At 37.9% G+C, this 26,911-nt stretch carries 28 protein-coding genes; 15 read left to right on the top strand and 13 right to left on the bottom strand.

Annotation, left to right across the window (positions count from 1 at the left end; translation table 11 throughout):
• Positions 1-22: 22 nt before the first annotated feature.
• From IEX65_RS14960 to hisF, 5 genes are all read left to right on the top strand, one after another.
• A complete protein-coding gene (locus IEX65_RS14960; protein ID WP_188766888.1) occupies positions 23-262 on the top strand; it encodes a hypothetical protein in 240 nt (79 codons plus the stop codon).
• Entirely contained in the window at positions 259-672 is a 414-nt protein-coding gene (locus tag IEX65_RS14955) for an HNH endonuclease (RefSeq protein WP_188766887.1), read from the top strand. The genes IEX65_RS14960 and IEX65_RS14955 overlap by 4 nt, the downstream gene beginning before the upstream one ends.
• Positions 673-765: 93 nt before the next feature.
• Complete coding sequence (gene hisA / locus IEX65_RS14950; protein ID WP_188766886.1) at positions 766-1,488, top strand: 1-(5-phosphoribosyl)-5-[(5-phosphoribosylamino)methylideneamino]imidazole-4-carboxamide isomerase; 723 nt, start codon at positions 766-768, stop codon at positions 1,486-1,488.
• A gap of 72 nt (positions 1,489-1,560) precedes the next feature.
• Positions 1,561-2,004 (top strand): GNAT family N-acetyltransferase, encoded by a 444-nt coding sequence (locus IEX65_RS14945; protein WP_188766885.1) that lies wholly within the window; start codon positions 1,561-1,563, stop codon positions 2,002-2,004.
• 27 nt (positions 2,005-2,031) lie between these two features.
• Positions 2,032-2,799, top strand: a complete 768-nt coding sequence (gene hisF, locus IEX65_RS14940) for an imidazole glycerol phosphate synthase subunit HisF (protein WP_188766884.1) — start codon at positions 2,032-2,034, stop codon at positions 2,797-2,799.
• Here hisF and IEX65_RS14935 read toward each other — a convergent pair.
• A complete protein-coding gene (locus IEX65_RS14935; protein ID WP_188766883.1) occupies positions 2,796-3,938 on the bottom strand; it encodes a hypothetical protein in 1,143 nt (380 codons plus the stop codon). The genes hisF and IEX65_RS14935 overlap by 4 nt on opposite strands.
• A gap of 51 nt (positions 3,939-3,989) precedes the next feature.
• Positions 3,990-4,988, bottom strand: coding sequence for an NADP-dependent oxidoreductase (locus IEX65_RS14930; protein WP_188766882.1), 999 nt, complete (start codon positions 4,986-4,988; stop codon positions 3,990-3,992).
• A 257-nt stretch (positions 4,989-5,245) separates the two neighbouring features.
• Here IEX65_RS14930 and IEX65_RS14925 point away from each other — a divergent pair, with 257 nt between their 5' ends.
• From IEX65_RS14925 to IEX65_RS14915, 3 genes are all read left to right on the top strand, one after another.
• Positions 5,246-6,439 carry a TlpA disulfide reductase family protein gene (locus IEX65_RS14925; protein WP_188766881.1) on the top strand — a complete coding sequence of 398 codons (1,194 nt, stop codon included), beginning with the start codon at positions 5,246-5,248 and terminating at the stop codon, positions 6,437-6,439.
• 191 nt (positions 6,440-6,630) lie between these two features.
• Positions 6,631-6,813: a 50S ribosomal protein L33 gene (rpmG, locus tag IEX65_RS14920; RefSeq protein ID WP_188766880.1), complete on the top strand. Its 183-nt coding sequence runs from the start codon at positions 6,631-6,633 to the stop codon at positions 6,811-6,813.
• Positions 6,814-6,863: 50 nt separating this feature from the next.
• Entirely contained in the window at positions 6,864-7,019 is a 156-nt protein-coding gene (locus IEX65_RS14915; RefSeq protein ID WP_188766879.1) for a DUF4295 domain-containing protein, read from the top strand.
• 145 nt (positions 7,020-7,164) lie between these two features.
• On the opposite strand, the gene rpoN is transcribed toward IEX65_RS14915, so the two are convergent.
• From rpoN to IEX65_RS14890, 5 genes are all read right to left on the bottom strand, one after another.
• Positions 7,165-8,652 (bottom strand): RNA polymerase factor sigma-54, encoded by a 1,488-nt coding sequence (gene rpoN, locus IEX65_RS14910; protein ID WP_188766878.1) that lies wholly within the window; start codon positions 8,650-8,652, stop codon positions 7,165-7,167.
• A 379-nt stretch (positions 8,653-9,031) separates the two neighbouring features.
• Positions 9,032-9,769, bottom strand: a complete 738-nt coding sequence (locus IEX65_RS14905; RefSeq protein WP_188766877.1) for an SDR family oxidoreductase — start codon at positions 9,767-9,769, stop codon at positions 9,032-9,034.
• Positions 9,770-9,773: 4 nt separating this feature from the next.
• The gene (locus IEX65_RS14900; RefSeq protein WP_188766876.1) at positions 9,774-10,193 is read right to left on the bottom strand and encodes a darcynin family protein; all 420 of its coding nucleotides are present in this window, start codon (positions 10,191-10,193) and stop codon (positions 9,774-9,776) included.
• Positions 10,194-10,262: 69 nt separating this feature from the next.
• Positions 10,263-10,838 carry a Crp/Fnr family transcriptional regulator gene (locus IEX65_RS14895; protein ID WP_188766875.1) on the bottom strand — a complete coding sequence of 192 codons (576 nt, stop codon included), beginning with the start codon at positions 10,836-10,838 and terminating at the stop codon, positions 10,263-10,265.
• Positions 10,839-10,840: 2 nt separating this feature from the next.
• Positions 10,841-12,118: a metallophosphoesterase gene (locus IEX65_RS14890; RefSeq protein ID WP_188766874.1), complete on the bottom strand. Its 1,278-nt coding sequence runs from the start codon at positions 12,116-12,118 to the stop codon at positions 10,841-10,843.
• Between the two features lie 242 nt (positions 12,119-12,360).
• Here IEX65_RS14890 and IEX65_RS14885 point away from each other — a divergent pair, with 242 nt between their 5' ends.
• The 5 genes from IEX65_RS14885 (at position 12,361) to IEX65_RS14865 (ending at position 17,319) form a co-directional block, all read left to right on the top strand.
• On the top strand, positions 12,361-12,918 hold the full coding sequence (locus tag IEX65_RS14885; RefSeq protein ID WP_188766873.1) for a TetR/AcrR family transcriptional regulator: 558 nt from the start codon (positions 12,361-12,363) through the stop codon (positions 12,916-12,918).
• Between the two features lie 109 nt (positions 12,919-13,027).
• The gene (locus tag IEX65_RS14880) at positions 13,028-13,888 is read left to right on the top strand and encodes an alpha/beta hydrolase family protein (protein WP_188766872.1); all 861 of its coding nucleotides are present in this window, start codon (positions 13,028-13,030) and stop codon (positions 13,886-13,888) included.
• Between the two features lie 183 nt (positions 13,889-14,071).
• Positions 14,072-14,590, top strand: coding sequence for a DinB family protein (locus IEX65_RS14875; protein ID WP_188766871.1), 519 nt, complete (start codon positions 14,072-14,074; stop codon positions 14,588-14,590).
• Between the two features lie 131 nt (positions 14,591-14,721).
• Positions 14,722-16,365, top strand: a complete 1,644-nt coding sequence (locus IEX65_RS14870) for a M1 family metallopeptidase (RefSeq protein WP_188766870.1) — start codon at positions 14,722-14,724, stop codon at positions 16,363-16,365.
• Between the two features lie 6 nt (positions 16,366-16,371).
• Entirely contained in the window at positions 16,372-17,319 is a 948-nt protein-coding gene (locus IEX65_RS14865; protein ID WP_188766869.1) for a hypothetical protein, read from the top strand.
• Between the two features lie 35 nt (positions 17,320-17,354).
• Here the strand turns inward: IEX65_RS14865 and IEX65_RS14860 are convergent, their stop codons facing one another.
• From IEX65_RS14860 to IEX65_RS14840, 5 genes are all read right to left on the bottom strand, one after another.
• Positions 17,355-19,130 carry a PorZ beta-propeller-like domain-containing protein gene (locus tag IEX65_RS14860; RefSeq protein ID WP_188766868.1) on the bottom strand — a complete coding sequence of 592 codons (1,776 nt, stop codon included), beginning with the start codon at positions 19,128-19,130 and terminating at the stop codon, positions 17,355-17,357.
• Complete coding sequence (locus tag IEX65_RS14855) at positions 19,114-20,067, bottom strand: glycosyltransferase family 2 protein (protein ID WP_188766867.1); 954 nt, start codon at positions 20,065-20,067, stop codon at positions 19,114-19,116. The genes IEX65_RS14860 and IEX65_RS14855 overlap by 17 nt, the downstream gene beginning before the upstream one ends.
• A gap of 110 nt (positions 20,068-20,177) precedes the next feature.
• Positions 20,178-21,326 (bottom strand): hypothetical protein, encoded by a 1,149-nt coding sequence (locus IEX65_RS14850; protein ID WP_188766866.1) that lies wholly within the window; start codon positions 21,324-21,326, stop codon positions 20,178-20,180.
• 168 nt (positions 21,327-21,494) lie between these two features.
• Positions 21,495-21,731: a hypothetical protein gene (locus IEX65_RS14845; RefSeq protein WP_188766865.1), complete on the bottom strand. Its 237-nt coding sequence runs from the start codon at positions 21,729-21,731 to the stop codon at positions 21,495-21,497.
• Positions 21,700-22,305 (bottom strand): RNA polymerase sigma factor, encoded by a 606-nt coding sequence (locus IEX65_RS14840; protein ID WP_188766864.1) that lies wholly within the window; start codon positions 22,303-22,305, stop codon positions 21,700-21,702. Before IEX65_RS14840 ends, IEX65_RS14845 begins: the two co-directional genes overlap by 32 nt.
• Positions 22,306-22,643: 338 nt before the next feature.
• Between IEX65_RS14840 and IEX65_RS14835 the strand changes: the two genes are divergently transcribed.
• A complete protein-coding gene (locus tag IEX65_RS14835) occupies positions 22,644-24,023 on the top strand; it encodes a hypothetical protein (protein WP_188766863.1) in 1,380 nt (459 codons plus the stop codon).
• 58 nt (positions 24,024-24,081) lie between these two features.
• Here IEX65_RS14835 and IEX65_RS14830 read toward each other — a convergent pair whose 3' ends face one another.
• Positions 24,082-25,314 carry a chorismate-binding protein gene (locus IEX65_RS14830; RefSeq protein ID WP_188766862.1) on the bottom strand — a complete coding sequence of 411 codons (1,233 nt, stop codon included), beginning with the start codon at positions 25,312-25,314 and terminating at the stop codon, positions 24,082-24,084.
• A gap of 222 nt (positions 25,315-25,536) precedes the next feature.
• On the opposite strand from IEX65_RS14830, the gene IEX65_RS14825 reads away from it, so the two are divergent.
• A complete protein-coding gene (locus IEX65_RS14825) occupies positions 25,537-26,868 on the top strand; it encodes a thioredoxin family protein (protein ID WP_188766861.1) in 1,332 nt (443 codons plus the stop codon).
• The last annotated feature ends 43 nt before the right edge of the window (positions 26,869-26,911 follow it).

Below are 26,911 nucleotides of genomic sequence, written 5' to 3'. Positions count from 1 at the left end.
TTTGTAAAAAATCATACAGATTATGACCATATATAATGCTTACGACCAAATAGCAGATTTGATAGCATCTCTTGACCCAGCAAAGGTCATGGCTTTGAAAGCTAATGAAGAAATGCAAGCTCGTCTGGAAGATTTGATTGAAAAATCTAAGGTTGGAGAATTGGAACATAAGGAAAAGGATGAACTTGACCATTACATCGTTTTAGAGAGGCTCATCCGTTTAGCCAAGATTCGTATTCAAAGCCGCAAACAAGCTGCATGAGTCGTTATATTTCCGACATACTTCGAGATTTCGTTGCTAACAGAGCTTCTTATAAATGTGAGTATTGTAGGGTTGATGCTCAAAACTCCTTTTTTGCTTTTCACATAGACCATATTATAAGTGTAAAGCATGGCGGTAAAACCTCTCCCGAAAATTTAGCATATAGTTGTCAAATTTGTAACTTAAATAAAGGCTCTGATATTGCTACTTTTTTGGGAAATACTGATAATTTAGTCAGATTTTTTAATCCAAGAACTGATATTTGGAATGAGCATTTCTCAATTGATGAAATAGGTCTGTTAGAAGCAATCACTGATATAGGAGCTGCAACCATTAAAATTCTGGACTTAAATCATCCTGAATCAATCATAGAACGCCAAGAAATGATAAGGCTTGGCTTATTTTTTTGAATAATTTAATTAAACTACAATAGCATCTTTAGTACAGCAAAATATTGACTATCAAATCTGTTGACTGCGGACTATTGACTGTTGACTACCACTATGTTTCAAATCATTCCAGCCATTGACATCATCGACGGTAAATGCGTAAGGCTTACACAAGGTGATTATTCTCAGAAAAAAACTTACAACGAAAATCCGCTCGAAGTAGCCAAAATGTTTGAAGATGCGGGCATCAAACGCTTACATTTGGTTGATTTAGATGGAGCGAAAAATAAAAAAATTACCAACGCTAAGGTTCTCGAAACCATCGCATCAAAAACTAATCTTCACATTGATTTTGGCGGAGGTGTGCAATCGGATGACGATATTCGTTTGGCCTTTGACTGTGGTGCAAAGCAAATCACAGGCGGAAGTATAGCAGTTAAAAATCCAGAATTATTTGAAGAATGGCTCAAAAGATTTGGCAGCGAAGCCATTATCTTGGGAGCAGATGCCCGTAACGAAAAAATCGCAGTAAGTGGCTGGGAAGAAGACTCGGGAGTTTGGGTATATGATTTTGTGGGCGAATGGATTGCCAAAGGCGTAAAATATACTATCAGCACTGATGTAGCCAAAGATGGACTTCTTCAAGGCCCTTCAGCTGATTTATACAAGAAAATGCAAGCTCAATTCCCTGATTTACAAGTAATTGCAAGCGGAGGCGTGAGTTCAATGCAAGATTTAGAAGATTTAGCCGAACTCAATATCTTTGGCGTAATCGTCGGCAAAGCCATCTATGAAGGACGTGTTACTTTGAAAGAGATAGAAAAGAGATTCTTGTAGGGCAGGTTTGTATCGGAGTTGCATCTAACCTTGACTTTGTTGAAGTGACAATAAAATCAGCGTTCCATAATTATGATTTACGAATACCAAAAAGACGAATACACAATTAGCACCGATAAAACCAAATTACAATTCGATGCAATTCATGGCTTTTTATCGACGAGCTATTGGTCGCCCAATATCCCGATGGAAATCGTGAAACGTGCCGCCGAACATTCAACAACTTTTGGTATTTATAAATCAGAAAATCAAGTAGGCTATGCCCGAATCATTTCTGACTATGCTACTTTTGCTTACTTGGCCGATGTTTTTGTTTTAGAGAGCGAAAGGGGCAAAGGTATTTCAAAATGGCTGATGGAATGTATCACACAACAACCTGATTTACAAGGACTTCGCCGATGGATGCTTGCCACTCGTGATGCCCACGGACTTTATGCACAATTCGGTTTTACTCCTTTGGATAACCCCGATATAATGATGCAAATTGCCCGACCCAATATTTATAACGAAAAATAATCATACGGTTTCCGAACCTTTGAAACTATGCTTACAAAAAGAATCATACCTTGTTTAGATATAAAAGATGGCCGTACCGTCAAAGGTACTAATTTCGTAAATCTTCGTGATGCGGGCGACCCCGTAGAACTCGGTGCCGAATATGCCCGCCAAGGAGCAGATGAATTAGTATTTCTCGACATTACTGCCACCGTTGAAGAACGCAAAACACTACTCGATTTAGTACGTAGAGTGGCTCACACTATCAATATTCCGTTTTGTGTAGGTGGGGGAATTGGGTCGGTTGCTGATGTTTCTAAGCTCTTAAATGCTGGAGCGGATAAAGTTTCCATTAATTCTTCGGCAGTGCGTAATCCTCAATTAATCAATGAGTTAGCTCTTGAATTTGGCTCACAATGTATTGTTGTGGCGATTGATACTCGATATATTGAACAAGCCAATGGCTACGAACATATTGTTCACACACACGGAGGTAGAAAACCAACCGAACTAAGAACAATAGCTTGGGCAAAGGAAGTAGAAGACCGTGGTGCAGGAGAAATACTATTGACTTCGATGGATACGGATGGTACAAAAGCGGGTTTTGCCTTAGAGTTAACTGCCGAAATCTCCGACAATTCAAATATTCCAATCATTGCTTCGGGTGGAGCTGGTTCGGTGGAACATTTCTATGATGTTTTCACCGCAGGAAAGGCCGATGCAGGTTTAGCCGCAAGTATTTTTCACTTTAAAGAAATAGGGATTCCAGAATTAAAAACTTACCTAAAAGAAAAAGGTATTCCGATGAGAATCTAATCTGTGGAGCGAACCTCCGAGTTCGCATTATTGATTTTTACAGCGAACTCGGAGGTTCGCTCCACGATAAGTGCCAACTCATGAGCTTCACATTCCCATTCCATTTGAGTAATTTTAAAGGGTGCAAAGAAGTATAGAATCGGGTTTTTATAAGAACTCAAAAGTCCTGCAATGAAATAGGTGAATGAGTTTTGACCAGTCCGCCGTGCAGTTCTGAATTCTGAACGGTCCGCCGTGCGGTTCTGAGTTCTGGTTAGTCTTTGATTTTTATCTAACTTCATTAAAGACGTTTCTAAAATCACCCGATTCATCGTATCCAACTCATTATCAAGAAGTTGTTTGATTTTATTAATCAACTTTTCTCGACAAACCTCTAATTGTGGTATCTCGAAATCACCCAAAAGTCGAGCATAGTGATAAATAATCAGTGGAGTTGTAGCATAATTATGTGCTACTTCAAAAGCATCAGTAATATATTTTTCTTCTAAAATAACTTCTCCTAAAAAAGCAAAGACAGTTTCGTCATATTCATTGTGTGGTAACTGATGTTTTTCAAACAAATACATCAAATTGCACAACGCACAAACATCATGCTCAATAGGCATATTTTTTCCAAACCATGTGGAGTAAACACCCATCTGGCTCTCATTTAGCTCCCCTTTAGGGGCGGGGGGGTGGGTATGTTGTTTCACTTTCTCCTTCAACCACAAAGTATCTTCTGTTGAATATGGTAAAGTCAGGTAAACTAATGCTGTATCATCAATATCATCGGGGATTCTGAAATGGTCAAAATGCTTGAAGATGCTGCCATTCGGAAAGTGTTTTGAAGGTTTTGTTTTCCAGAAATTATAAGTTTTTAAACCATCTTTATTCTGAAAATCGGGATAATTTTTAATAGCTCTTGCCGTAATGTGTTCAATAATCGTTTGAGATTTTGCCGAAACTTTGCCTTTTACCTGATTTAGAATGAATACAATAGTGGCCGTATAAAAAATATTGGTATCGGGGCGTCGATAAAATAAATATTTGTTGTGTCGATACGAAGGAAAAATTCCAATAGGAAAAAACGCATCACCTCGTGACTGGCACAAGGCGATGCGTTCGATTAAAGCATCAATATTTTCAGCATGAGACAACATAGACAGCAATATAAAAAGCTATCGACCATCGACTACCGACCATCGACTCACTTAAACTTTCAAAACCAACTTACCCGTATTTTCTCCTTTAAATAATTTCATCAATGTTTCAGGGAAAGCTCGCACGCCACCTTCGGCCACATAAACCTTCGAGTTAAGTTTTCCTTGGGCAATCCAACCCGCCATTTCTTTTACCGCTTTTCCATAATTAGCGGCATTATCAAACACCACAATTCCTTCCATTCTTGCACGATTCACCAAAAGCGATAGATAATTACTTGGCCCAACAGGTTTTTCGGTTGCGTTATACTGCGAAATCGCTCCACAAATCACGATTCTTGCACGAAGATTTATCAAAGTCAGCACAGTATCCAAAATTTCTCCACCGACATTATCAAAATAAACATCAACACCTGCTGGACACGCTTCTTTGAGTTGATTTCTTAAATTTCCTACTTTATAATCTACACACGCATCAAAACCTAATTCTTCCACCACATATTTGCATTTATCGGCTCCTCCAGCAATTCCCACCACTCGACAGCCTTTTATTTTAGCAATCTGTCCAACTACACTTCCCACTGCACCTGCCGCTCCCGAAACTACCACCGTTTCTCCTTCTTTTGGCTGACCAGTATCCAATAATCCAAAATAGCCAGTTAAGCCCGACATTCCCAGAGTGCCGAGATACGCAGGCAATGGCACAAAACTTGGGTCAACTTTTACAGCTTCTTTTCCATCCAAAATTGCATATTCCTGCACACCCGTTCCAGCGGTTACAAAATCACCCGCCTTAAAATCAGCGTGTTTCGATTCTACCACAACACCCGCACCTAAGGCACGCATCACTTCACCGATTTTTACGGGTCTGATATATGATTTCCCTTCGTTCATCCAGCCACGCATCGCAGGGTCGATTGACAAATATTGGTTCTGAATAAGAATCTGATTTTCAGCCAATTCGGGTGTTTCTGTTTCGATAATTTCCCAACAATCGGCCGTTGGAGCTCCCACAGGTCGAGCAATAAGTTTTACTTGTGTATTTTTCATCTTGGTTTTTTAGTTGATAGATAATGGCGAAATTAATCCAAATTTCTTGAAAAATAGTATGCACGCATAAAAATATCTTGATTGATAGGGCGGTTTTCAAGAAGACCAATTTCTATTCCGTGGCAGGATTTTTGCCCAAATTTGTTCAAAAAATTGCCAGTTTTTTGAATTTTAGTATCAAGTCGGCTATTATTTTTTATAAAAAACTCCGAATAAAGGCTTAATTTTGCATAGATTTTAATCGTAATCAAAACATAATGAGAAGGATTTTAACCATCGTCAGTATTGTATGTGCATTTGCGGTGCGTACTTATGCACAAGAGGGAGCGGTTTCAGAATCGATTCAGTTAGGCTCATTAGTACCTGATTTCGATATAAATATTCTCACTAAAGAAGGTACAACCAAGAAAAATATCAAAGACTATCGTGGAAAAGTAGTCATTTTGGAGTTTTGGGCAACTTACTGTGGGCCGTGTTTTCCTGCGATGGACCATTTGGCTACTTTACAGAAAAAATTTCCGACCGATTTAGAAGTTATCAACGTAACTGACGAAGAACGTTGGAAAGTTGTGAATTTCCTAAAAAAACGTCCAACCTCGATGCCGATTGCGATTGATGCCAACAAATCAATCAATCAGTTATTTTACCATCAACTGATGCCTCATACGATTATCATCGACCCGCAGGGCTACATCAAAGCTATTACATCGCCCGAAGAAGTAACTGAAGACGTAATTTATTTGGCAAAAAGTGGGGCAATATTAGCCGTAAAAACCAAAGCCGAGTTTGCTACAAAAACCGAAAGTGTCACGGCTATGAGCGTTGGGCTGGCAGAAGATAAAAGTTTTTATAAAGTGGCCGTTTCGGCACATAAAGAAGGCATACAGCCACAAATCAATAAAAAATCAGATTTCGAGTACGAATTTATTAATTGCACAGTACCACTGATGTACCAAGTGCTTTATCAAACTACTCGCCCAAACCCTACTGACCGAGCGTGTTTGGAGGTTTCGGAGCAAACCAAATACTTATTGGAGGAAAAACAGCAGTATTGCCTAATTATCAAAGTGCCTGAGTCAATGAAACATCGGTTGGGAGAAATCGGCATGAAGAATTTGGAGGATGTTTTTGGTTTGAAAGCAAAAACCGAGAATCGTATTCGTAAGGTCTATGCCCTTACAACCAATAAAGAAGTAACGCTAACCGACAATAAAGTAGGAATGGATATGCCGCTGAAAGACTTCCTAAAACTACTTTGGGATACGAAAGTGGTTGATATGCCCGTAATAAATGAGAGTGAAACCGCTGACACAAGCATTATTTGGGTGACTGATTTTCCGAAAGAAGTATCGAAAGTGCAAGAAAGTATCCAAAAATTAGGATTTAAGTTGGCTCCCAAAACCACCGAAACAGCGTGTTTGGTGCTTCACGATGATAAATCTAACAATTAATCAAAAAACTTTTAAAAGATTTTTGAAAAACAAAACACAATTTTGTATCTTTGCAACCCCAAATGCAAGACAGACAGGCACTTAGCTAAAAAGTCTCAGCATTTTAAATTGAAAATTTATTCTTTAAAATATCATTTTGGCTTGATTTGATTGCTTATCAATAAAAGTCAATACATTAAATAGATAAAACAATGGCTAAGAAAGGCAATCGTGTACAAGTAATCTTAGAATGTACTGTACAAAAAACAAGCGGTGTAGCAGGTATGTCTCGTTACGTAACGACAAAAAACCGTAAGAATACAACTGGACGTTTGGAGTTGAAAAAATATAATCCATTTTTGAAAGCTCACACTATCCACAAAGAAATTAAGTAATTTTAAAGAAATGAATGTGAGTTTTTCTCGCATCTAAAATCAAATTAAAAATGGCAAAGAAAGTAGTTGCAACGCTCCGTGATAAAACCGCAGGTAAAAACTTTGCGAAAGTTATCAAAGCTGTGAAATCACCAAAAACTGGTGCTTACACTTTCAAGGAAGAAATGGTTCCTATGGAAGAATTACAGGCTGCGTTGAAAGTATAACTTACAACGTACAAAGAAATTGAGAAGCCTTCTTGAGAAATCAGGAAGGATTTTTCTGTTTGATTTGTAACTAATTATTTCGGTATAAAAAAAGGACGGCATGGCTCAAAGCCATGCCGTCCTTAATAATATATAAATACCTAATCTACAACTGCTTACGCAAACGTGCCACAGGAATATTAAGCTGCTCACGGTATTTGGCAACTGTGCGGCGAGCAATATTATAGCCACGCTTATTGAGTAGCTTTTCGAGTTTATCGTCAGAAAGTGGCGAGTTTTTAGGCTCGTTTTCTATCAATTCTTTCAAGATATTTTTTACTTCTCGGCTCGAAGCGTCTTCGCCCGAATCGGTTGCGATACCTTCTGAGAAGAAATATTTTAGCGGATAAATACCAAAATCAGCTTGTACGGATTTGCTATTAGCCACACGTGATACCGTAGAAATATCCATATCAATGCGGTTAGCAATATCTTTCAAAATCATTGGTTTTAGCTTAGACTCATCGCCATCGAGGAAGAATTCGTGCTGAAACTCAACGATTGATTTCATGGTTTTCAGCAATGTTTGTTGGCGTTGTTTAATGGCATCAATAAACCATTTGGCAGCATCAAGTTTTTGCTTGACAAACGTTACAGTTTCTTTGATACTCTTGTGTTGTGCTGAACCGTTTTTATCAGTTTTGTCGTAAGTATCAAGCATTTCTGCAAACGAACGGCTTACTCGAAGCTCTGGAGCATTTTTAGAGTTCAGAATAACGTCTAATTTACCATTGTTATTCGTCACAATGAAATCCGCCATTAAATAGGCAGCAGCACTATCTCCGTTACCGATACTGCCTGGCTTTGGATTCAGACGAGTAATAACTTTGATAGAATTCTTCAAAGTATCATCATCAATATCTAAGCGACGTTGTATTTTTTCGTAATGTTTTTTCGTAAATTCATCGAAGTAAGCATCAATGATTTTGATGGCAGTTTCTACCGCAAAATCGTCTTGGTCTTTGCGTTCGAGTTGAAGAATAAGACATTCTCTCAAATCTCTTGCACCGATACCAGCTGGCTCGAAAGTTTGAATTTTCTTCAAGAGTCCAATTACTTCTTCTTCATTGGTATAAATATTTTGCGTAAAAGCCAAATCATTACAAATTGAACGAAGCGGACGACGGATATAGCCATCTTCTTCGATGCTACCAATCAGTTGCATACCGATTGATTCTTGGCGAGAATCCAAGCGTAAAAAACCCAATTGCTGAACCAAAGATTCGGCCAATGTACTTGTTGCAATTACGGGCATTGCATCACGGTCGTCGTCCCCCCAACCGTCACCCTGCATTTTGTACCCCGCGTAATCATCTTGATTTAAATATTGTTTTACGTCCAGACCCTCGTAGGTTTCATACTCACCGTATTCACCATAGTCATCGTGGTCGTCGCCACCATCATAGTCGTCGTCATACTCATCTTTCACACGCTCATCCATGTCCATGCCTTCCTCTAAAGCTGGATTGATTTCAAGCTCTTCTTCGATTCTCTGTTCAAGCTCGGCAGAAGGGATTTGTAACAGTTTGATGAACTGTATCTGCTGAGGCGACAGACGTTGCTGTAGGGACTGGTTAAGACTTAATTTCTGCATTGCGTAAGTAGAGTTTTTCCATTCATTATAGGGACTTATCTAACCCCCTCCACATTTTTCGTGCCAACTGAATGTTTTTTTAATAAATAAAGGAAAATATTTTTTTACAAACTGCCAAACTTTCTTTTGAAAATAAATGAAAATATTTTATAAAATATTGATAATCAAGTCTTTATATTTACTTGAATTAATTTATGAAAGTCACTATAATTTATACGCAATTTTTCAGAAAAGTCACAAAAAAAGAATTTTTACTCGAAACATTATGTCAGACAAATAATGAGAAAAAAAACAAAAATTGGAATTAACTTGATAGACTTAAACACAAAAAAAGTAGCTATCTTTCGAATAGCTACTTCAAGAAATATCAGTTATAATCCTATAATCCACCTTTCATTATTCTATCAGCCAATGCAGGCGAAACCCGCTGGATGAATCGTAGAAGTTTGGTTTTTCCGATATTACTTTCAAAAATATCTCGCTCGAAGTTTTTCATAAATTCATCAACCAACTGTTGTGGTGAAATTTTGCCTTTTCCTCGGCCTTCGGTCATGGCGGTTGATACCAGCGGGGGAATAATTTCGAAGACCTTCGTTGTTGTTCCTGCGAGTTGATAGCGTAAAGCCTTAGTACCGTTATGAATAGCGGCTTTAGTAGCACAGTAAATAGGTGCTGAGGCTTTAGGAGCATAGGCCAAACCCGACGATACATTTATGATAGCTGCTTGTTTTTGATTTAATAAAATCGGTAATAAACCATAGGCAAGTTGCATGGGGCTTGTTAGATTGATGGCTATTTCGTCAGCTATTTTCTGGAAGCCATCTACTTCCGTTTTCCAATCATAATTGTATTGTACGCCAGCATTATTTATCAGTATGTTAATATCGTTATGCTGGCTAAAACAAGTATTTACAAGTGCTTTTACATCGCTTTCAGATGCCAAATTGCAGACAATAGTCAGAATATTCGGGAAAGTGATTTTCAGCTTTTCTAAGTTTTCAGCATTGCTCGATGTGACAATGAGCCGATTATTGAGCTGATAAAACTGTCTGACGAGTTCAAGCCCGATGCCTGCCGTACCGCCCGTTATCAAAATGGTATTTCCGCTACTTTTCATGGTTTTATTTCTTGAGTAATTCGTTAAAATCTTCAAAAGCGTTTTCTTGACCCACGATTATATCTTTTATCTCAAAGTAAGGCTCAGCATAGATTTTGGTGTCTCGCAGTAGTTCAATCAAAAGTTTATAATCGTCTAATGAAGTTGCCGTAACAATCATAAAATCTGAAACTTTAGCGTGGAAATACTCGCTATCAAATAATTGTACTTTAACGGTTTTACTCACTTTCTGAAAAACTGGAATTACCTTTTTCTCGAAGAAAACACCTCTTTCTTCTCGTGTGTGCGAAAGCCACTTTGGTGTAGCATTCATTAAAATCAGAATCGTGTAAGGCTTTTTGATTTCCATCGTATTAGAGGAATTTTGGGCTTTTGTATGGAACAAAATACTGCCAAACAAAAGCAAGGTTAGTAAATACTTCATGTGTTTTTGCTGTTTTTTGAGCAAAATTATGATAGTAGAAGCGGTGAAGCATTTACATAGGTAAAGAAATCAGCGTTGGGCTAATTTTTTTCGGATGCGGCTCAGCTGTGTAGGAGTAATGCCCAAATAAGAAGCGATATGATATTGGGCAATGAGCTGTTCGAGTTGTGGGAAACGTTTTTGGAAGAGTTCGTAACGCTTATCGGCATCTAAAAGAATGATTTCGATTTCACGATTTTCTTTATCAACAAAATAAAGTTCGGCAATGCGACGAGCCACTCGCTCTAAATCTGGGCAAGTATCGTATAGGGCAGAAAGTTGCTTAAAGTCAGCTACCCACAAATGGCAGTCACTTAGAGCTTGTTGAATAATAATATTGGGTTGGCCAGTAATCAAAGAAGCATAGCCCCCAACAAAAGAGTTTTCGATAAAAAAATGCTTGTTGTATTCGGTGCCTTCGTCGTTGCGATAAAACGCTCGCATAATACCCGACTCCAGAAACCCGATTTTAGAAGCCAACTGTCCCTGCTCAATGAAGTGTTCGCCTTTTTGCAAATGTGTCTTCGTAAAAAGTGGCTTCACTTTATCCCACGTGGTAGATTTGAGCGGGGACAGTTGATTGAAATATTTTTCTAATTTATCCAAAATTAACCAACTTTCAATTCAAAAATGGTAATCTCTGGTAAAATACCCAAACGTCCTGGGTAACCAATATAACCAAAACCACGATTCACGTAGAGTTTTTGGTCATTCTCTTCGTACAGACCAGCCCATTCTTTATAACGGAGTTGTACAGGCGACCATTTAAAATTACCCAGTTCAACACCATATTGCATACCGTGCGTATGCCCTGCAAAAGCCACATCAATATCTTTGTGTTTATCCAAAACTTGGGCTCTCCAGTGGCTTGGGTCGTGCGAAAGCAATAGTTTCACGGGCAAATCGTGGGCATTTTGTTGAGCTTTTTCCAAATTTCCATATTTGGCAAAGTTTCCTGCACCCCAGTTCTGAATGCCCAAGACTCCGATGCTTTCGCCATCCACTTTTACGGCACGGTGTTCGTCCATCAGCAAATCCCAACCCATTGTTTTGTGGGCGTTCATCAAATCTTGTAGGTTTTGTTTTTTCTTTTCGGGCGACTCCCATTGTGTATAATCGCCATAATCGTGATTCCCGAGTGTAGAGAAAGTGCCGAGTGGTGCTTTTATTTTCGAGAAAATATCAATGTAATCTTTCACTTCGGGAGCAATATTATTTACTAAATCACCCGTAAAGAAAAACATATCGGGTTTTTCTTTCATCAACATTTCCACTCCACCCTTCACGGCAGTTTTATTGAAAAAACTTCCCGAGTGAATATCCGAAAGTTGAGCAATCTTCATCCCATCGAATTGTTTCGGTAGATTTTTCAAACGAAGCGTTACGTTTCGTACTCGATAATCGTGAGCTCCCGATAAAATTCCCCAAGCCATTCCGCCAGCGTGTAAGCCTCCAACAGCCAAAGCAGATTTTGCCAAAAACTCCGAACGACTGATTTTCTCGGCAGCAGGTTGCACTGTATCGATTGCTACTTGCACTGAAGCAGTATCACCTTGAAAGAAATTAACTACCCATTTACCGAAACGAATCAAATCATCAATAATTAGGACTAAAACCGAAAACACCTTTGAGATATAAAGGATAAAAATACCTGCCATCAAGAAAGTTCTGAAACTCGCCTTTACGGGTGCCGACATCGGCATATAAGTAAAAATAGCAATGATTGAAAGGATTGAGAATACGGTGAGTCCCCAAAAACCAAAACCAACGATGCGTTGAGTAGAAAGAGTGGCCGAACGCATAACAACTTTTATCGCCTGCCAAACATATAAATCAATCAGGAAAAAGAAGACCGCCATGAGGGCGAATCCGAACATTCGATTCATAAAATAGTGTACTTGTTTAGAGAAAACTGAATGAAAACACAACGGTTTTGACAGAAATAAGGTTTCAAATTTTATGGAACGATTCTCTGAACCGTTGATAATTAGTTATGAATGGCATATATCGCTGATGTATAGAATCTAAACTTTATTCTACCAATCGTTTGGTAAGTGAAAAATAATTTTTACATTTGAGTCTAAATAAAATCAACTACAGACTGTTGTCTGTGGGCCATCGACTGAAAATGCCAGTTCAGAAAATTACCAAAGAAGAAATATTGCTAAAATCATCGGATGTTTTTCGAGTGAAGGGATACCATAATACTTCGATGCAAGATATTGCCGAAGCCAGTGGTTTGCTCAAGGGAAGTCTGTATTATCATTTTCCGAGTAAAGAAATGTTAATGAAAGATTTACTCGTTTCGATTCATACTTACCTAACTAATAAGGTTTTCCCGATTGCCGAAGATACAAGCCTCACGCCCGAAGAACGAATGGAAAAACTCTTGAAAAAGATGGGGAAACTACTTTTGGAGAAGGAAGGAGGCTGTTTAGTAGGAAACACAACCCTCGAAACAGTGGGAGTTGTGCCCGAATTTCAATCAGTTTTAAGAGCCATCATGGACGATTGGACAAAGGCCTTGCAGATAATCTTTGTAACTCGTAAAAGCCCAGAGCAATCATTCAGACTCGCCCAACAAACCATCATGGAGTTTGAAGGTGCCGTAATGTTCTCGAAATTATACGCTGACCGACAGTTTCTCTACGATGCTTTCGCTCGTACGATGATGAAATTGAATTGAGAATTGAGAATTGAGAATTGAGAATTGAGAATTGAGAATTGAGAATTGAGAATTGAGAATTGAGAATTGAGAATTGAGAATAAAACAAACGTTTGGTATAATATAAATTATGCAAAAGCTAAAAGTAAGATGTGAAGATGGTGTAGAACTGGCAGCAGTTTTGTTTGAACCCGAAAAACCAAAAGCTGCCGTACAACTCTGCACTGGTACAGGTGCAAAAAAAGAGTTTTACTTTCCATTCATTAAATTTTTAGTTGAGCATGATTATGCAGTTTGTACATTCGATTATCGTGGTACTTGCGAGTCGGCACCTGCTTCGATGAAAGATTGTAACTATAATTATATTGAATACGGTACACAGGATATGCCAGCCGTATTGGAGTTTTTAGATAAAAAGTACCCCGATTTACCAAAATTATTGGTCGGTCATAGTGTAGGAGGAATGAATTTCGGACTGATGCCTAATTATCAGAAACTCAATGGGGTAGTAGCTGTTGGTTCTGGTTCGGGTTACTGGCGAAATATGCCTTTGGGGTATCGGCTACAAACTTTGTTTTTCTTTCATGTTTTTCGTCCGATTAGTGTGTTGTTGACTGGCTATGTAGCTGCAAAGCGTTTCGGAATTATGGAAGATTTGCCCAGAAAAGTAGTAAAAGATTGGGCTGACTGGTGCAGTGTACCGAATTATTTTTGGGACGAACACTTTTTCGGAAAAACTGTTCCTGTGGGGCATTATCACGAACTGACCTTTCCGATTGCTCATTTTTGGACAACTGACGACCCCATCGCCAACGAAAAAAATGTGCCGCTTTTGCTCCAAAATTTCAAAACTACCAAAACATTAACTTCTGAAAAACTCATTCCTGCCGAATTAGGAGCGAAGAAAATTGAACACTTTGGCTTTTTCAAAAAACAGTTCAAAGATACGATTTGGACCAAAATCTTAGATAAATTAGAAGATATGCAGTAGCACAATTTTCAAAATTGTGTCGAGTAAAAGTTTTATAGTGCGTTAACAGGTAATTTGGTCAGAGGGCGTGCGTTTATGTATGCCCTCATGATTTGTTCTGTGGAACGAAGCTCCGACTGCATTCAGCAATTTTTGAAATTTTTTATTCACGATAAAGACAAGTTAAGAACTTGTCCTACAAAGATGACAAAAGAAGAACTAAAAAAAGCATTGGAAGAATGCTATAAAACAATTGTTTCGGATGCAGGAAACATCGAAGAAAGTCAGTTTTTTGCTCCAATCGGCGAAAAATGGTCGGTTGCTGAAAATATGCTGCATCTTACGCAGTCAGTAAAAGGTCTGAATCAAGGCATGAGTTTGCCGAAGGCTTTTCTTGAACAACAATTTGGAAAAATCGACCGTCCGACTCTTTCTTATGATGGCGTTGTGGAGCGTTACTGGGCAGTTTTGGATACTGGTGTAGCCGCACGAGGCGGATTTGTGCCACAAATGCCCGAAAATCCTTCAAAGGAACTGCTGATTAGTAGTTTTGCGAAGCATCACCAAACTTTGGCCGATTTTCTGAATGACTGGTCGGAGAGCGAACTGGATGAATATTGTATCAAACATCCTGTGCTTAAAAACCTTACTATTAGAGAGTTTTATTATTTTATGCACTATCATATTTTGCATCATCGAAAAGCTATTTTGCGATATAATTAGCGAACCCAAACCTGTAAGGTCTGGGCGACCCCGTCTTTTCAAACCTTGCAGGTTTTTTGTTGGGATTTTATTTATATTGCATCCAATTTAGTGGATGATTCCACGTTTCACTTCCAACAAAATGTGCATTTATGAAATTGCTAAAACTCATTGTCTTTTTTGCTTCTTTATTTCCATTTATCACTGCTTGCGGGCAAAGCCACAATAAATCTTTCACACGTGAAGATTCGCTTCGTGGAAGAATCACACCTGAGCGTGAATGGTGGGATTTGAAATATTATGAACTTCGAGTAAAAGTAACACCTACCGAAAAAGCGATTGCGGGCAGTACAACTGTATTTTATGAGGTTTTGAAGCCCTACCAAATTATCCAAATCGACCTTCAGCCGCCTTTACAGATAGAAAAAGTTACGCAAGATGGACAAGAGCTTTCTTTCAAAAAAGATGGAGCAAACGCCTACATGATTTCACTGAAAAAAGCCCAAGTAAAAGGTAAAAATGAATCAATCGTAGTGACTTATTCTGGAAGACCAATTGTAGCGAAGCGTCCACCGTGGGATGGTGGCTTTCAATGGGTGAAAGATAAGGCAGGAAATGACTTTGTGGCTACCTCGTGTCAAGGATTGGGGTCGAGTGCTTGGTGGCCTTGTAAAGACCACATGTATGATGAATGTGATAGTATGTTGATAAGTATCACTGTTCCGAAAAATTTAACAGATATTTCTAATGGACGTTTGAGAAAAACAACCGAAAATGCAGATGGAACAAAGACATTTGATTGGTTTGTGAAGAATCCTATCAATAATTATGGAGTAAATGTAAACATTGGAAATTATGTGCATTTTGGAGAAATCTATGATGGCGAAAAGGGGAAGCTAGCAATGGATTATTATGTATTACCCGAAAATCTTGAAAAAGCTAAAGAACAATTTAAGCAAGCAGGCATGATGATGAAGGCATTTGAACATTGGTTTGGGCCGTATCCGTTTTATGAAGATGGTTATAAATTGGTAGAAGTTCCGTATTTGGGAATGGAACACCAAAGCTCAGTAACTTATGGGAATAAGTATCAGAATGGGTATTTAGGTCGAGATTTGTCTGGTACGGGTTGGGGCTTAAAATGGGATTTTATCATTATTCATGAGTCTGGGCATGAGTGGTTTGCGAATAATATCACGTACAAAGACGTAGCCGATATGTGGATTCATGAAAGTTTTACGAACTATTCAGAAAGTCTTTATACAGAATATTATTTTGGCAAAAAAGCGGCTTCTGAATATGTAATTGGTACTCGCAAGGGCATTAGAAACGATATTCCGATTATTGGCTCGTATGATGTAAACAAAAGTGGCTCGGGCGATATGTATCCGAAGGGTGGAAATATGTTACATACGATTCGCCAGATTTTGAATAATGATGATAAGTGGCGACAAATTTTGAGAGGTTTGAATAAAACTTTCTATCACCAAACCGTTACGACTCAACAAATCGAAGATTATTTATCGAAAAACGTGGGCCGAGATTTAGACAAAGTTTTTGACCAATATTTGCGTGATGTCAGGATTCCAGTTTTGGAATATTCGGTAGAAAAAAACAAAATCAGCTATCGCTGGAGTAATTGTGTGGAAGGTTTTGATATGCCTGTAAAAGTGATGGTCGACGGTGGAAAAGAAGAGTTTATTTATCCAACTACCACTTGGAAAACCATGAAAGGCAAATCAGAATTGAAAGTGGATGAGAATTTTTATGTTACTACAAAATCAGTAAGCAAATAAGAAATAATGAAAGTGAAATTGATAAATGTAGTATATATCTTGTTGTTTTATACTGCAACTTTTGCTCAAAAGAAAGAAATCTCGAATAAGCAGACCCAAGAGCATATTTTTGTAGGAGGAACAAAGGTAGCAATGATTCCCCCACAAGACTTTATTAAAGCCACTGCTTTTAGTGGTTTTCAGCAACCCGAAACCAATGCTTCAATCATGATTTCGGAGCTACCTGCTCCTTATTCGGTTTTACTCAAAAACTTTACGGCTGAAAATTTAAAAACCCGTGGAATGGAATTACTGAATAAGGAAGAAATTACATTTCAAGGGCAGCCTGCGGTAATATATAAGGCTAAACAGTCGGCACAGGGCGTACTGTTTGTAAAATACATTTTGGTATTTGGTGATGAAAAAGGGGTAGTGATGTTAAACGGTATTTTTCCAGAAAGTGAAATAAATCTTGAAGAAAGTATCAAAAAAGCACTTTATTCGTCAATCTATCAGCAAGATAAAGTTGTAAATCCGCTTGGTGATGCTCCCTTTCAGATTGATTTGGAAGGCTCTAATTTGAAATTTGCTAATGCTATTTCTGGTATGCTTTTATTTACGAGTGATGGTTTCGCTCCTGTAAAATCAACAGATAAAGCATTTTTTTCAGTAGGTCAAGCAATTAGCAGTGTGATTATTATTGACAAAAAGCAGTTTGTATTGGATAGGTTAAAATCATTACCAAATGGTAATAAAATTAAAGTCGAGAATACTGAAGAAATAAGTATTGATGGTATGCCAGGCTATACGATTAATGCTTGGGGTGAAGATGACCAAGGTAAAAAGGAGTTGGTTTATCAAACAATTTTGTTTGTGGATAATACCTATTATATCATGGTCGGATTAGCTTCTAATGATTTTGAAAAGTATTCAGAAAGGTTTAAGAAAGTAGCTCAGACTTTTAAAAGAAAATAAAACAAAAAGGCGGGTTTTTAACTCGCCTTTCTATTTTATCTCAAAACCGCCACTTTTCCGACAAAACTTTCAGAGCCATCTTCGGCAACACAGAAAACCATGTAGATGGCAGAAGCGGCTCGACTTCCTTCAAATTTTTGCAAGTCCCAAGTGGCAGTTCCACCATTCGATTTTGTTTCGTAAATCAATCTTCCTGCGGTATCTGTTATTTTTAGAGCAGTATTTTCACGAAGCCCCGAAACCGTAAGCACGCCTTGAAAATCAGGACGAACTGGATTTGGAAATATTTTTACTGAACTGAAATCTTCACTCGGTTCGGAGGAATCGGTACGGTAGGAGAGAAGCCCTTTTTGGGTTAGAACAAAGATTTCGCCCAAAATAGAGTCAATGGCTAAATCAATGACGTTTTTTGAGGGTAAAGGACTGTTTTCTTCTGTAAAATTCAAAATTTGTTCATCTGCCGAAGCCGAAAAAAGATTCAAACCATTCTGAGTAGCAATCCATTTTCGGTTGCCGCCATCAATTACAATTTTATTGATAACTTCCTGCAAAAGCAATCGTCGAGTTTGGAAAAACGGTGTGTAGGCTTCCGAAGCAGTCGTAAAAATATCTCGTGTCGTGACGATTACCGCTACGCCATTATCTGTCCCCACCCAAAGTAAATTATCTCGGTCTAAGGCAATTGAATTGACATTTGAAGTGGGCAAACCTCCTGCTCCTCTTCCTGCGAAATAAAAACGGGTTTGATTGGTGGCTGGGTCAGTAACTCTCAATGTTTGTCCCGAAATTTGCCAACGATAACCGTATTGGTCAATTATATCGCTACTATTATTGGGTATTTGGTTGATAAGTAGGCTTTTCCACAAGTTATCCACAAATGCGTTCCCTGTAATACCTGAAGCATAAATAGATTGATTTCGGTAAAAAACTGAAAAAATATCACCTTTTACTCCATTTGGACTGTAAGATTTAAAACTTCCCGAAAAATTGCTCAAAAGCCCATTTTCACCATCAGCAATCCAAATTTTTCCATCGGCATCGATTTCAAGTTCATTAGGAAAAACAATAAGATTATCTTTTGGGAATGATTGAGTTTGAAAAAGTTGAGAGGCCGTACTTGCAGTTATGGGTTTCCAGTTGCCAAAAAATTGTAGATTGGTAGTCGCCGAAAACTTTGCCCCCAAGATTCCACCAGAAGTATTCGCAAAAATACTGTCCCGTGCAAAAGTTATTTGTTTAACGGCCACTTTATTGCCATTATTACCAATATTTTGGTAAGTTTCTTTGATTTCATTTTTCTTTACATCCAAAACTACCAAGCCAAAATCGGTCGCCATATAAGCAAAATCTCCTCGAAATTCTATTTGATTAATGGTTTTACTATCTTGAATGGCATCTGTTTTTTTGATAAAATCAATATTCTGAATCTTATTGGGCAAGCCATCTGCGGTGATGCTCATTAGGTCTAAATTGCCACTTTCGTAAGCAATAATGAGCGTTTTGAAGTCAGAAATGTATCTGATTTGCGAGATATTGGTTTCGCTTAAATCGTTTAGTTTTGAAAGGGTAAAGTTTTGATTTGTAGCTTTATCGAAGTAGAAAAAGCCATTTTTCGAGAAACAATAGATTTTGTTTTTTTCTACAATTTCTACACCTTTTGCACTAAAATAATCGGCGTGCGTTCGCCAAGTATTGGTTGGAATTTGGGCGAAAGTTTGAGAAGCTAAAACAATAAAAAATAGGCATTGTTTCAATTCAAACAATGCCTTATTTATTTTTGATAATGCTATATTTTCAAACCTTCTCTTCATTCAAAACCGTTTCAATAATATATCTTGGGCGAGCTTTTACTTCTTCGTAGATTTTACCCACGTACTCGCCAATCAAACCGATGGCAATCATATTTGAGCCACTGAAAAAAGTCATTGGTAGCACTATTGAGGTCCAGCCTTGTACCGTAAATCCGAATAGTTTACAGATAAGTACCCAAACCGTGATTCCCATCGCAAACACAAAATTGAAGATACCAAACCAAAGTACCAGTTTCATCGGAACTGTCGAAAACGAAGTAATGCCATTCCACGCAAAAATTAGCATCTTTCTAAGTGGATATTTTGATTCTCCCGCTTCACGTTCGAGGCGTTTGTAATAAACTTTATCGCTCTGAAAACCTATCATTGGGATAATTCCACGAATGAAAAGATTAGTTTCTCCAAAGTTTGAAAATTCGTTAAGCACTTGATTATCAATCAATCTAAAGTCTGCATGATTATAAACTGTCGGTACGCCCATACGTTGCATAAGTTTATAGAATGTTTCAGCCGTGAAACGTTTAAAGAACGAATCAGTACTGCGGTCATTGCGAACACCGTAAACAATTTTTGAACCTTCGTTGTATTTTTCCAGCATTCCATCAATCGCACGGAGGTCGTCTTGGAGGTCGGCATCAATCGAAACGTAGCAATCAAATTGGTTTTTGTGGTGTAATAAACCTGCCACTAAAGCCGCCTGATGCCCAAAATTTCGTGAGAGTTTCAAGCCAATGATATTTGAATCCCTCTTGCAGATGCTATCAATGATTATCCAAGTCGAGTCACGGCTACCATCATTCACAAAACAGATTTTGCTATCAGCCGTAATGGCATTTCGCTCCTTCAATTCTGAAAAATACATCGACAAAGTGCTATACGTTTTTTCAAGAATTTCTTGCTCGTTGTAGCACGGAACAACCAAAAGGAGTTTACACATTTAATTTTGACAGGATTTAAAAGATTTCAAAAGTAGAAATCCATGATTTATCTGATTCAAGAACATCGCTTTGAATCAAAACTTACCACAAAGTTACAGAAACATCGTCTTTACATCAAGAAAAAACCAGTTCCATTCGTGCGAGTAGCCATCGGATGCAAGAAACAGATAATTGCAATCAGAAAAAGCAATATTTTTAATTCTTTTTCGGTAAGGTACTTTTGAGCAATGATTAACGTTAAAAATATAGTAATCAAGCCATAAGAGCCGCTTCGAGTAGAATCGAAAGTTGTGAGAGAGCCTACCAACATGGCCAGCAATGCACCCAAGATTGCCAAGAGTCTGAGCCAGTCTTTGGCAATGTAAAGAAATACAAACGCCAATAAGATAAGTAACCACCAGCCCTCAAAAACCCATAAAAACTTAAAACCCCAAACTGGCCAACTGCCACCAAACATTTCGGCAAATTCACCAGGTTTGGTGGTGTCGTGCATACCGAGTTTATCAACCAAATAAAATTTACGAACAGCACCATAAGCTACCCAAGCGGTAATCACTGCTAACATTTGTAGGTTTATCTGAATCTTAAATGGCTTGTTTTCTTTCCATTGTGGCACAAACCACCACCACAAAAACACCATTCCTGAGCCTACGCCCGCACGTTCATCACCCCAAAAAGCCAATGATAAAAATATGAATATCAAGACTGGATTTCGGTAGTATATTGCCAAAAACAAAGCAAAATAGCAGAAAAAGTCTCCATAAGTGGCAATATCAATAAAGAATGAAGAACCTATATAAGTTGAAGCAACACCTAAAACTACATAAAAAATAGATGTTTTATCTGTAATTGTACGCTCCAAAAAATTAATGAGCATATATAGAAACACAATCCCCAAAATCAGCTGTAAACCGAACAAAACTATACTTACATGCTCGATGTGTAAAAACTTCACAAAGGCTGGCATGGTGAGTCTGAACGTGCGATTATTCATACCCGTAAACTCTGGATAAGTCCAATTATATGTAATACTTGCAGCTCGGTCTTTGATGGTTTGATATAGGAAATACTCTCGCTTTTCTTTGATTACTGTTGTATAAAATTCACTGAAATGACGAAGTGGAGAAATATTATTAAAAAACGAAAGCAACATAACGCCTACGGCAACTATCACAACTCTCGATTTCCATTTTGGGCCAGATAAAAACGAAGCAATTTTTGCCTCAAAACGCTGATATAAATTTTCTAAAAAAGACATTTTTGGTTAATGTAGAATGCAGAATTAAGAATGTAGAATGAAACACAGAGCTACTAAGCTGCTTATTGAATAAGCAGTTACGTGTTTATTCCTCAGCAAATGTTTCAGATTTCATCTGCAAAGATGCCTACTTTTTGGCAAAAATCAAACCATAAAAAAAGCCCAAGATTAAATCTTAGGCTCGTAGTTTCTTGAATAGCTGAGGATTCTCTCAATCGCCGAATCTGATGGCGAGAGTTGAATTTTGTCCATGCCCGATTTCAAATCGGCACAGTCGAGGTAGAAATCAAGCAAATCTTTATCAAAAAGAAGAGCTTCTTCTACTAAAGAGTTTTCTTTGTTTGATGTTTCATTATACAAATAACGAATTACATCATTCTGCGTGCTGGTAAAGGTTTGTGTCATAAGCGTACGCTGATTTTCCCATCATTTTTCTAAGATTGATGAGAGCATAACGCATTCTCCCTAACGCCGTGTTGATACTCACGCCAGTTGCATCGGCAATTTCTTGGAATGACATGTCATCGTAATGACGCATCACCAAAACCTCTCGCTGCTGGTCGGGTAATCGTTTGATTAAATCACGTAAGTGTTCGTGAGATTCACGCTTGATTTGCATTGATTCGATTGAATCTTCGGCAAATTCGAGGGTGTTAAACACATTGCTTCCGTCTTCAAACACTACGGTCGGGTAGCGTTTCTCTCTACGGAAATAGTCTATCGCAAGGTTATGAGCGATTCGGAGTACCCACGGTAAGAATTTACCCTCCTCATTGTATTTACCATCACGCAAAACTTCAACTGCTTTGATAAATGTATCTTGTAGCAAGTCTTCGGCCACGTATTGGTCTTTCACAACAAGGTAAATCGTGGTATATACTTTTGATTTGTAACGTTGAACAAGCGTAGCAAATGCTTTTTCGTTGCCACGGATATACAATGAAACAAGCTCACTGTCGTTAACTTGGATTTTTCCCATTTCAGTATTTCAATTTAGTTAACGTAGAGCTTTATGCCATATTGTATATCTGTGTTTAAATTGTAGAAGAATTTTTGTTTTGTGTCGAAAGATAGATAAAAATAATGATTCGTGTCAAGTGTTTGAAATAAAAAAAATAGTTAACGGTTTGTTAATAATCCAAATGAAATTTCGTTTTCATCGTTTTATACAGAATATTGGACAAAAACTGTACCAGTAGTTTTGTTCAATTTTAAAATTGTAAATATCTGATATTCAGATATTTAATAGGCCTTAATAGTGCATTGTTTTTTTCGGTATCATTTTTGCACTATTACGCAAGTGAAATAAATATAATCATGGAAAAAATGTTTGACTTTACTCGTAATTTTCATCTGAAAGTTAATAAACTTCTCGCAACCCAGCTTTTATGGAGAAGCGAACCTGATTTGAAAGAGGAGATTCTTTCCTCAAAAAATCATATTTTTAATACTAAACTAAACAAAGTAATAATTGTACTTTTTTTAGTTTTTGGTTTTTCGATTACCCAATCATTTGGACAGCGTGACCAGATTACGACCCAAGCAGGTGAGAAAATTCGCTGTCGAATTTTAGATGAAACGCCCAACCGTTTTGTGTATGCGTACCTTTCTCCATCGGGTAAAGTTTTACGAAATGAAATCTTCAAAAATTTAGTATCAGATTTTAAATATAATTTCTATCCGAGCGACATCGTGACCAAGGGAAATAAAATGCCTGAAGGTTTAGGTGGAGCGAGAGAAGAAAATGCCACCACAACTCAGCGTGTAGATACTCGCAAGAGCGAACCTACCAAAGCAAAGAGTGAGTCGAAGAAAAATGATAAGAAAGCAAATGATGTAGCAGAATCAGATGAAAAAGCTACTGCTAAGGAGTCGTCTTCTAAAAAAGAAGCAGAAAAAGTTGCAGATAAACCAAAAGCTACCGATAATGATAAAAAAGTGGTAACAAAGAAAGAGGAAACAAAGCCTAAAAAAGAAGAAGTAATTGCCAAAAAAGAAGAGAAAGCAGTTGCTCCATTGGCTGCTCCAAAGGCAGATAACGAGTTTAGTAACTTTTTGAAATGGAGAGTAGGGGCAAAGGGTGGTTTTGGAAATATGTTGGCCAAAATTCCTACTACAAATGCTTATGGTTTATATCAAGAAAAACTTCTTCGAGGGTTTACTTGGGGTGCTGATGTGGCTTATTTCCCAGGAGATAATATAGGTTTTGGCTTGATGTTTAATAATTTTCAGGCTAATAATAAAGCAGAGAATATAGCTTTTCGTAACGAGATTTTGAATAAACCTGATTCGGGAAGTATCTCAAATAAACGTTCGATTAAATACGTTGGTCCAGTTTTTTACTATCGTAAGAATATTGATTTCAAAACAATGGTAGTTTTGGGAGTTTCGCCTGGAGTTTATTTCTATAAAGATAAAGGCTCTTATAATGATGCTAATTATACATTTAAAGGAATGGATTTTGGTGCATCAGCAACACTTGGGATTGATTTCTTACTCGGCAACGATATTACGGGACGTGATATTATTTTGAGCTTGGAAGCAGGTTATAGCTACGGTAAAATGCGTGCATTAGATTTTGGTGCAGGTGGCGGTGCGATAAACTTAGCTACACCCATCGACTTGAGCCGACTTGATTTTACGGTGGGTCTGAGATTTACTCGTTATCCGAAATATTTTAGATTGACTTCGTATTGAATAGTTCTGAGTTCTGAGTTTTCTTCGCGAAGTTTTTTGCTGAACAAACACTCAGAACTCAAAACTCAGCATTCAGAACTTTCCCCAGCGTTTGGGTTTTCATCTCAGTCTCGTTCCATTCTTTTTCGGGGCTTGAGTCGGCTGTTATTCCGCAACCAGCGTAAAGCGTAGCTATATTTTCTTGCAATTTCATTGTACGTAAATTTACAAAAATATGAGATTCTGCTTGCCCTTCGCTCGATTGCATATTTACTGGCCCTAAGAAGCCACTATAAAACTCACGGTCATAACCTTCATTAGCCAAAATAAACTCCGTTGCGGGTATTTTAGGCATTCCACAGACGGCTGAAGTTGGGTGCAATAAATCAAGCATGACGGTTGCCAGTTGCGGAAAATTGATAGCTACTGTATCAATAATAATATCGGTGCGTAGGTGCATCAAATTTCCTGCAATAACTGTCTTTGGGCCTTCTTCCTCAAACTCTCTCACCCTTATCTTTTTTAGGCAATTGATGATATACCTCGTCACAAACGACTGTTCTTCGATTTCTTTTTGTCGCCATAGAGCTTCTGAGGGTTTTATTAAATTTCCATCTGCATCATAGGCCGATTGAGTGCCTGCCAAAGCCATCGTGCGGAAAATACCTTTTGAATTTTGACTCACAAGTGTTTCGGGCGAAGCACCTATCCAAACAACACCTAAATGTGGCAATGAAACTGCCGAAACAAAAGCCGAGGTATAAGTTTCGCAGAGTTTATCGAATATGCTGATGATATCAAAATCGGCAGGTAATATTATTTGTTTAGTACGAGAAAGAACCACTTTCTGAAATACTCCGTTCTCTATTTCGGCGATGCCTTTTTCTACTAAATCTATAAAATCCTGCTTTGAGGTTTGCTTAATATCTACATTTTTTACTCCGTTTACAGCAGGTTTATCATGAATACCATTCATCAACTCAACAAAATGAGGATTGAGCGATGAAGGTGTAATAACTTCTTTGATTAATTCGTTTTGAGTTGGCCCGTTAGTATTGAAGATATAGTGTAAATCGGCTTTCAGAAAGAAAGTTTTATTTCCATCAGGGTTAACAAAAGGCGAAAAAGCAAAGCCAGCACCAAGTTCTTCAAAATCTATTTTTGATTGTTGAGGTATTTCGCCAAACGATGTCAGAAAATGTTTTTCAGTTTGTCGAGGCAAACGCCAAATAGCAGTTGGAAAAGCCAAGTTTTTTGCCGAATTCCAAAGGTCTTGACGAGAATTTTTATTTTCAATAATGGTTGTTGTCATGAAGTAATGTAAAATCTTTCCGCTTCACGGGTGAATAGGATACGGCCGTCGTTCGGCTCGCCCCACAAATAGTAAACAAAATTCAAAAGAAAATATTCCTAAAAATAGTAGAAGTTTTTTTGGAATGTAGATATTCGTATGATTTTTGCTTGAAATTTAATTAGTCCACACTATAAAAGAGCCTTCAAAAAGATATTCAAAAATTTACTTATACACAAAGCGATGAATAAAATCTTATACTTACTGATAATACTATCTTTTTCGTCGTATGCGGCTGATGATAAAGGCATTAAGTTTACCGAAGGCTCATGGGCTAATATTTTGAGTGAAGCCAGAAAACAAAATAAACTCATCTTTATTGATATTTACACAACTTGGTGTGGGCCTTGCAAAACTATGTCGGCGAAGGTTTTTACTGACCCCAGTGTTGGTGAAAAATTTAATGAATCGTTTATCAATTATAAGATTGATGCCGAAAAAGGAGAAGGCATCGAATTGGCCAAAACGTATGCGATTACTGCCTATCCAACTTATCTTTTTGTAAATGCTGGTGGCGAATTGGTTTATCGTTCGATAGGGGCGATGTCAGCCGATAAATTTATTAATGAGTCAGAAAAAGCCCTTGTGGCAGGAAAAAGCTATAAATCATCGGTCGAACTGGAAAAAGAATTTAAAGAAGGTAAGCGAGATGCTGATTTTCTGTACGAGTACATGAAACGAAAAAGCCTCAATGGGAGCGAGAGTTCGGCCTTATTAGATGAATATTTGACCGCAATACCAACGTCGCTGTACAAAACAGAGAAAGTGCTGGCTCTCATTTCCGAAAATATCGGAACGATAGAATCGAAAGCTTTTGTGATTTTGCGAGATGCCTTAGATAGGTATCTAAACATGACAACTTCACAGCAAAAATATGTATTGAATGGTATTTCAAAAGCCAAAAGAAATACATTCAAGAAAGCTGTTGATAGCCGAGATAAAGCATTGCTCGAAAGGCTGATTGATGCCGTGAGAGCCACTTCATATAGCGAAGCGGGGTTCGAGGCCGAAGAAAAACAGTTCCGCTTAGAATATGCCAAGATTACAAGAGATGGAGATAATTTCAAGAAAATTGCCACTAAAGAGTCCGCAAAATTGATGGCCAAGACATCAGAGGACTTAGTTGCCGAAACCCAAATGAAAATCATTAACTTTAAAGAAGGGGCAAAAGCAAAAAACATAGATGAATCTACGCCCCAGTTCAAGATGATTTTAGATAATTTAACTGATAACGCTCAAAAAATAACTTCATTTCAACTCAACGAATATGCTTGGGGTTACGTACAGATGATAAACACTCCGAAAGATTTAGAGGAAGCACTAAAATGGTCGGAGCGGGCAATAGAATTGGTAGAATCGCCAGCCAATTTGGATACCTATGCTAATTTGCTAAGTAAGCTTGGTAGAAAAAAAGAAGCAATCAAGGCAGAGAAGAGAGCCATTAAATTGGCTAAAAAAGAGGGCGGCGATACAAAAGATTTACAACAAACACTGAAAGATATTAAGCGAAGTTGATTTTGGTGGAACACGGATTTTCCAATAACCAATAACTAATTTT

Origin of the sequence: Emticicia aquatilis (assembly GCF_014644295.1) — a bacterium.
In the GTDB taxonomy this organism is placed as follows: domain Bacteria; phylum Bacteroidota; class Bacteroidia; order Cytophagales; family Spirosomataceae; genus Emticicia; species Emticicia aquatilis.
Note: the sequence above shows the minus strand (reverse complement) of the source record. Positions and strands in the feature narration are given on the sequence as shown.

Bases quoted from the DNA above. Each gene is read 5' to 3' on its own strand.
- IEX65_RS14850 (WP_188766866.1), bottom strand. From the start codon at position 21,326: ATGTCTTTTTTAGAAAATTTATATCAGCGTTTTGAGGCAAAAATTGCT.
- rpoN (WP_188766878.1), bottom strand. From the start codon at position 8,652: ATGCAGAAATTAAGTCTTAACCAGTCCCTACAGCAACGTCTGTCGCCT.
- IEX65_RS14885 (WP_188766873.1), top strand. From the start codon at position 12,361: ATGCCAGTTCAGAAAATTACCAAAGAAGAAATATTGCTAAAATCATCG.
- IEX65_RS14960 (WP_188766888.1), top strand. From the start codon at position 23: ATGACCATATATAATGCTTACGACCAAATAGCAGATTTGATAGCATCT.
- IEX65_RS14915 (WP_188766879.1), top strand. From the start codon at position 6,864: ATGGCAAAGAAAGTAGTTGCAACGCTCCGTGATAAAACCGCAGGTAAA.
- IEX65_RS14835 (WP_188766863.1), top strand. From the start codon at position 22,644: ATGGAAAAAATGTTTGACTTTACTCGTAATTTTCATCTGAAAGTTAAT.
- hisA (WP_188766886.1), top strand. From the start codon at position 766: ATGTTTCAAATCATTCCAGCCATTGACATCATCGACGGTAAATGCGTA.
- IEX65_RS14870 (WP_188766870.1), top strand. From the start codon at position 14,722: ATGAAATTGCTAAAACTCATTGTCTTTTTTGCTTCTTTATTTCCATTT.
- IEX65_RS14880 (WP_188766872.1), top strand. From the start codon at position 13,028: ATGCAAAAGCTAAAAGTAAGATGTGAAGATGGTGTAGAACTGGCAGCA.
- IEX65_RS14830 (WP_188766862.1), bottom strand. From the start codon at position 25,314: ATGACAACAACCATTATTGAAAATAAAAATTCTCGTCAAGACCTTTGG.
- IEX65_RS14875 (WP_188766871.1), top strand. From the start codon at position 14,072: ATGACAAAAGAAGAACTAAAAAAAGCATTGGAAGAATGCTATAAAACA.
- IEX65_RS14855 (WP_188766867.1), bottom strand. From the start codon at position 20,067: ATGTGTAAACTCCTTTTGGTTGTTCCGTGCTACAACGAGCAAGAAATT.
- IEX65_RS14935 (WP_188766883.1), bottom strand. From the start codon at position 3,938: ATGTTGTCTCATGCTGAAAATATTGATGCTTTAATCGAACGCATCGCC.
- hisF (WP_188766884.1), top strand. From the start codon at position 2,032: ATGCTTACAAAAAGAATCATACCTTGTTTAGATATAAAAGATGGCCGT.
- rpmG (WP_188766880.1), top strand. From the start codon at position 6,631: ATGGCTAAGAAAGGCAATCGTGTACAAGTAATCTTAGAATGTACTGTA.
- IEX65_RS14930 (WP_188766882.1), bottom strand. From the start codon at position 4,988: ATGAAAAATACACAAGTAAAACTTATTGCTCGACCTGTGGGAGCTCCA.
- IEX65_RS14945 (WP_188766885.1), top strand. From the start codon at position 1,561: ATGATTTACGAATACCAAAAAGACGAATACACAATTAGCACCGATAAA.
- IEX65_RS14890 (WP_188766874.1), bottom strand. From the start codon at position 12,118: ATGAATCGAATGTTCGGATTCGCCCTCATGGCGGTCTTCTTTTTCCTG.
- IEX65_RS14825 (WP_188766861.1), top strand. From the start codon at position 25,537: ATGAATAAAATCTTATACTTACTGATAATACTATCTTTTTCGTCGTAT.
- IEX65_RS14900 (WP_188766876.1), bottom strand. From the start codon at position 10,193: ATGAAGTATTTACTAACCTTGCTTTTGTTTGGCAGTATTTTGTTCCAT.
- IEX65_RS14865 (WP_188766869.1), top strand. From the start codon at position 16,372: ATGAAAGTGAAATTGATAAATGTAGTATATATCTTGTTGTTTTATACT.
- IEX65_RS14925 (WP_188766881.1), top strand. From the start codon at position 5,246: ATGAGAAGGATTTTAACCATCGTCAGTATTGTATGTGCATTTGCGGTG.
- IEX65_RS14955 (WP_188766887.1), top strand. From the start codon at position 259: ATGAGTCGTTATATTTCCGACATACTTCGAGATTTCGTTGCTAACAGA.
- IEX65_RS14840 (WP_188766864.1), bottom strand. From the start codon at position 22,305: ATGGGAAAAATCCAAGTTAACGACAGTGAGCTTGTTTCATTGTATATC.
- IEX65_RS14845 (WP_188766865.1), bottom strand. From the start codon at position 21,731: ATGACACAAACCTTTACCAGCACGCAGAATGATGTAATTCGTTATTTG.
- IEX65_RS14860 (WP_188766868.1), bottom strand. From the start codon at position 19,130: ATGAAGAGAAGGTTTGAAAATATAGCATTATCAAAAATAAATAAGGCA.
- IEX65_RS14905 (WP_188766877.1), bottom strand. From the start codon at position 9,769: ATGAAAAGTAGCGGAAATACCATTTTGATAACGGGCGGTACGGCAGGC.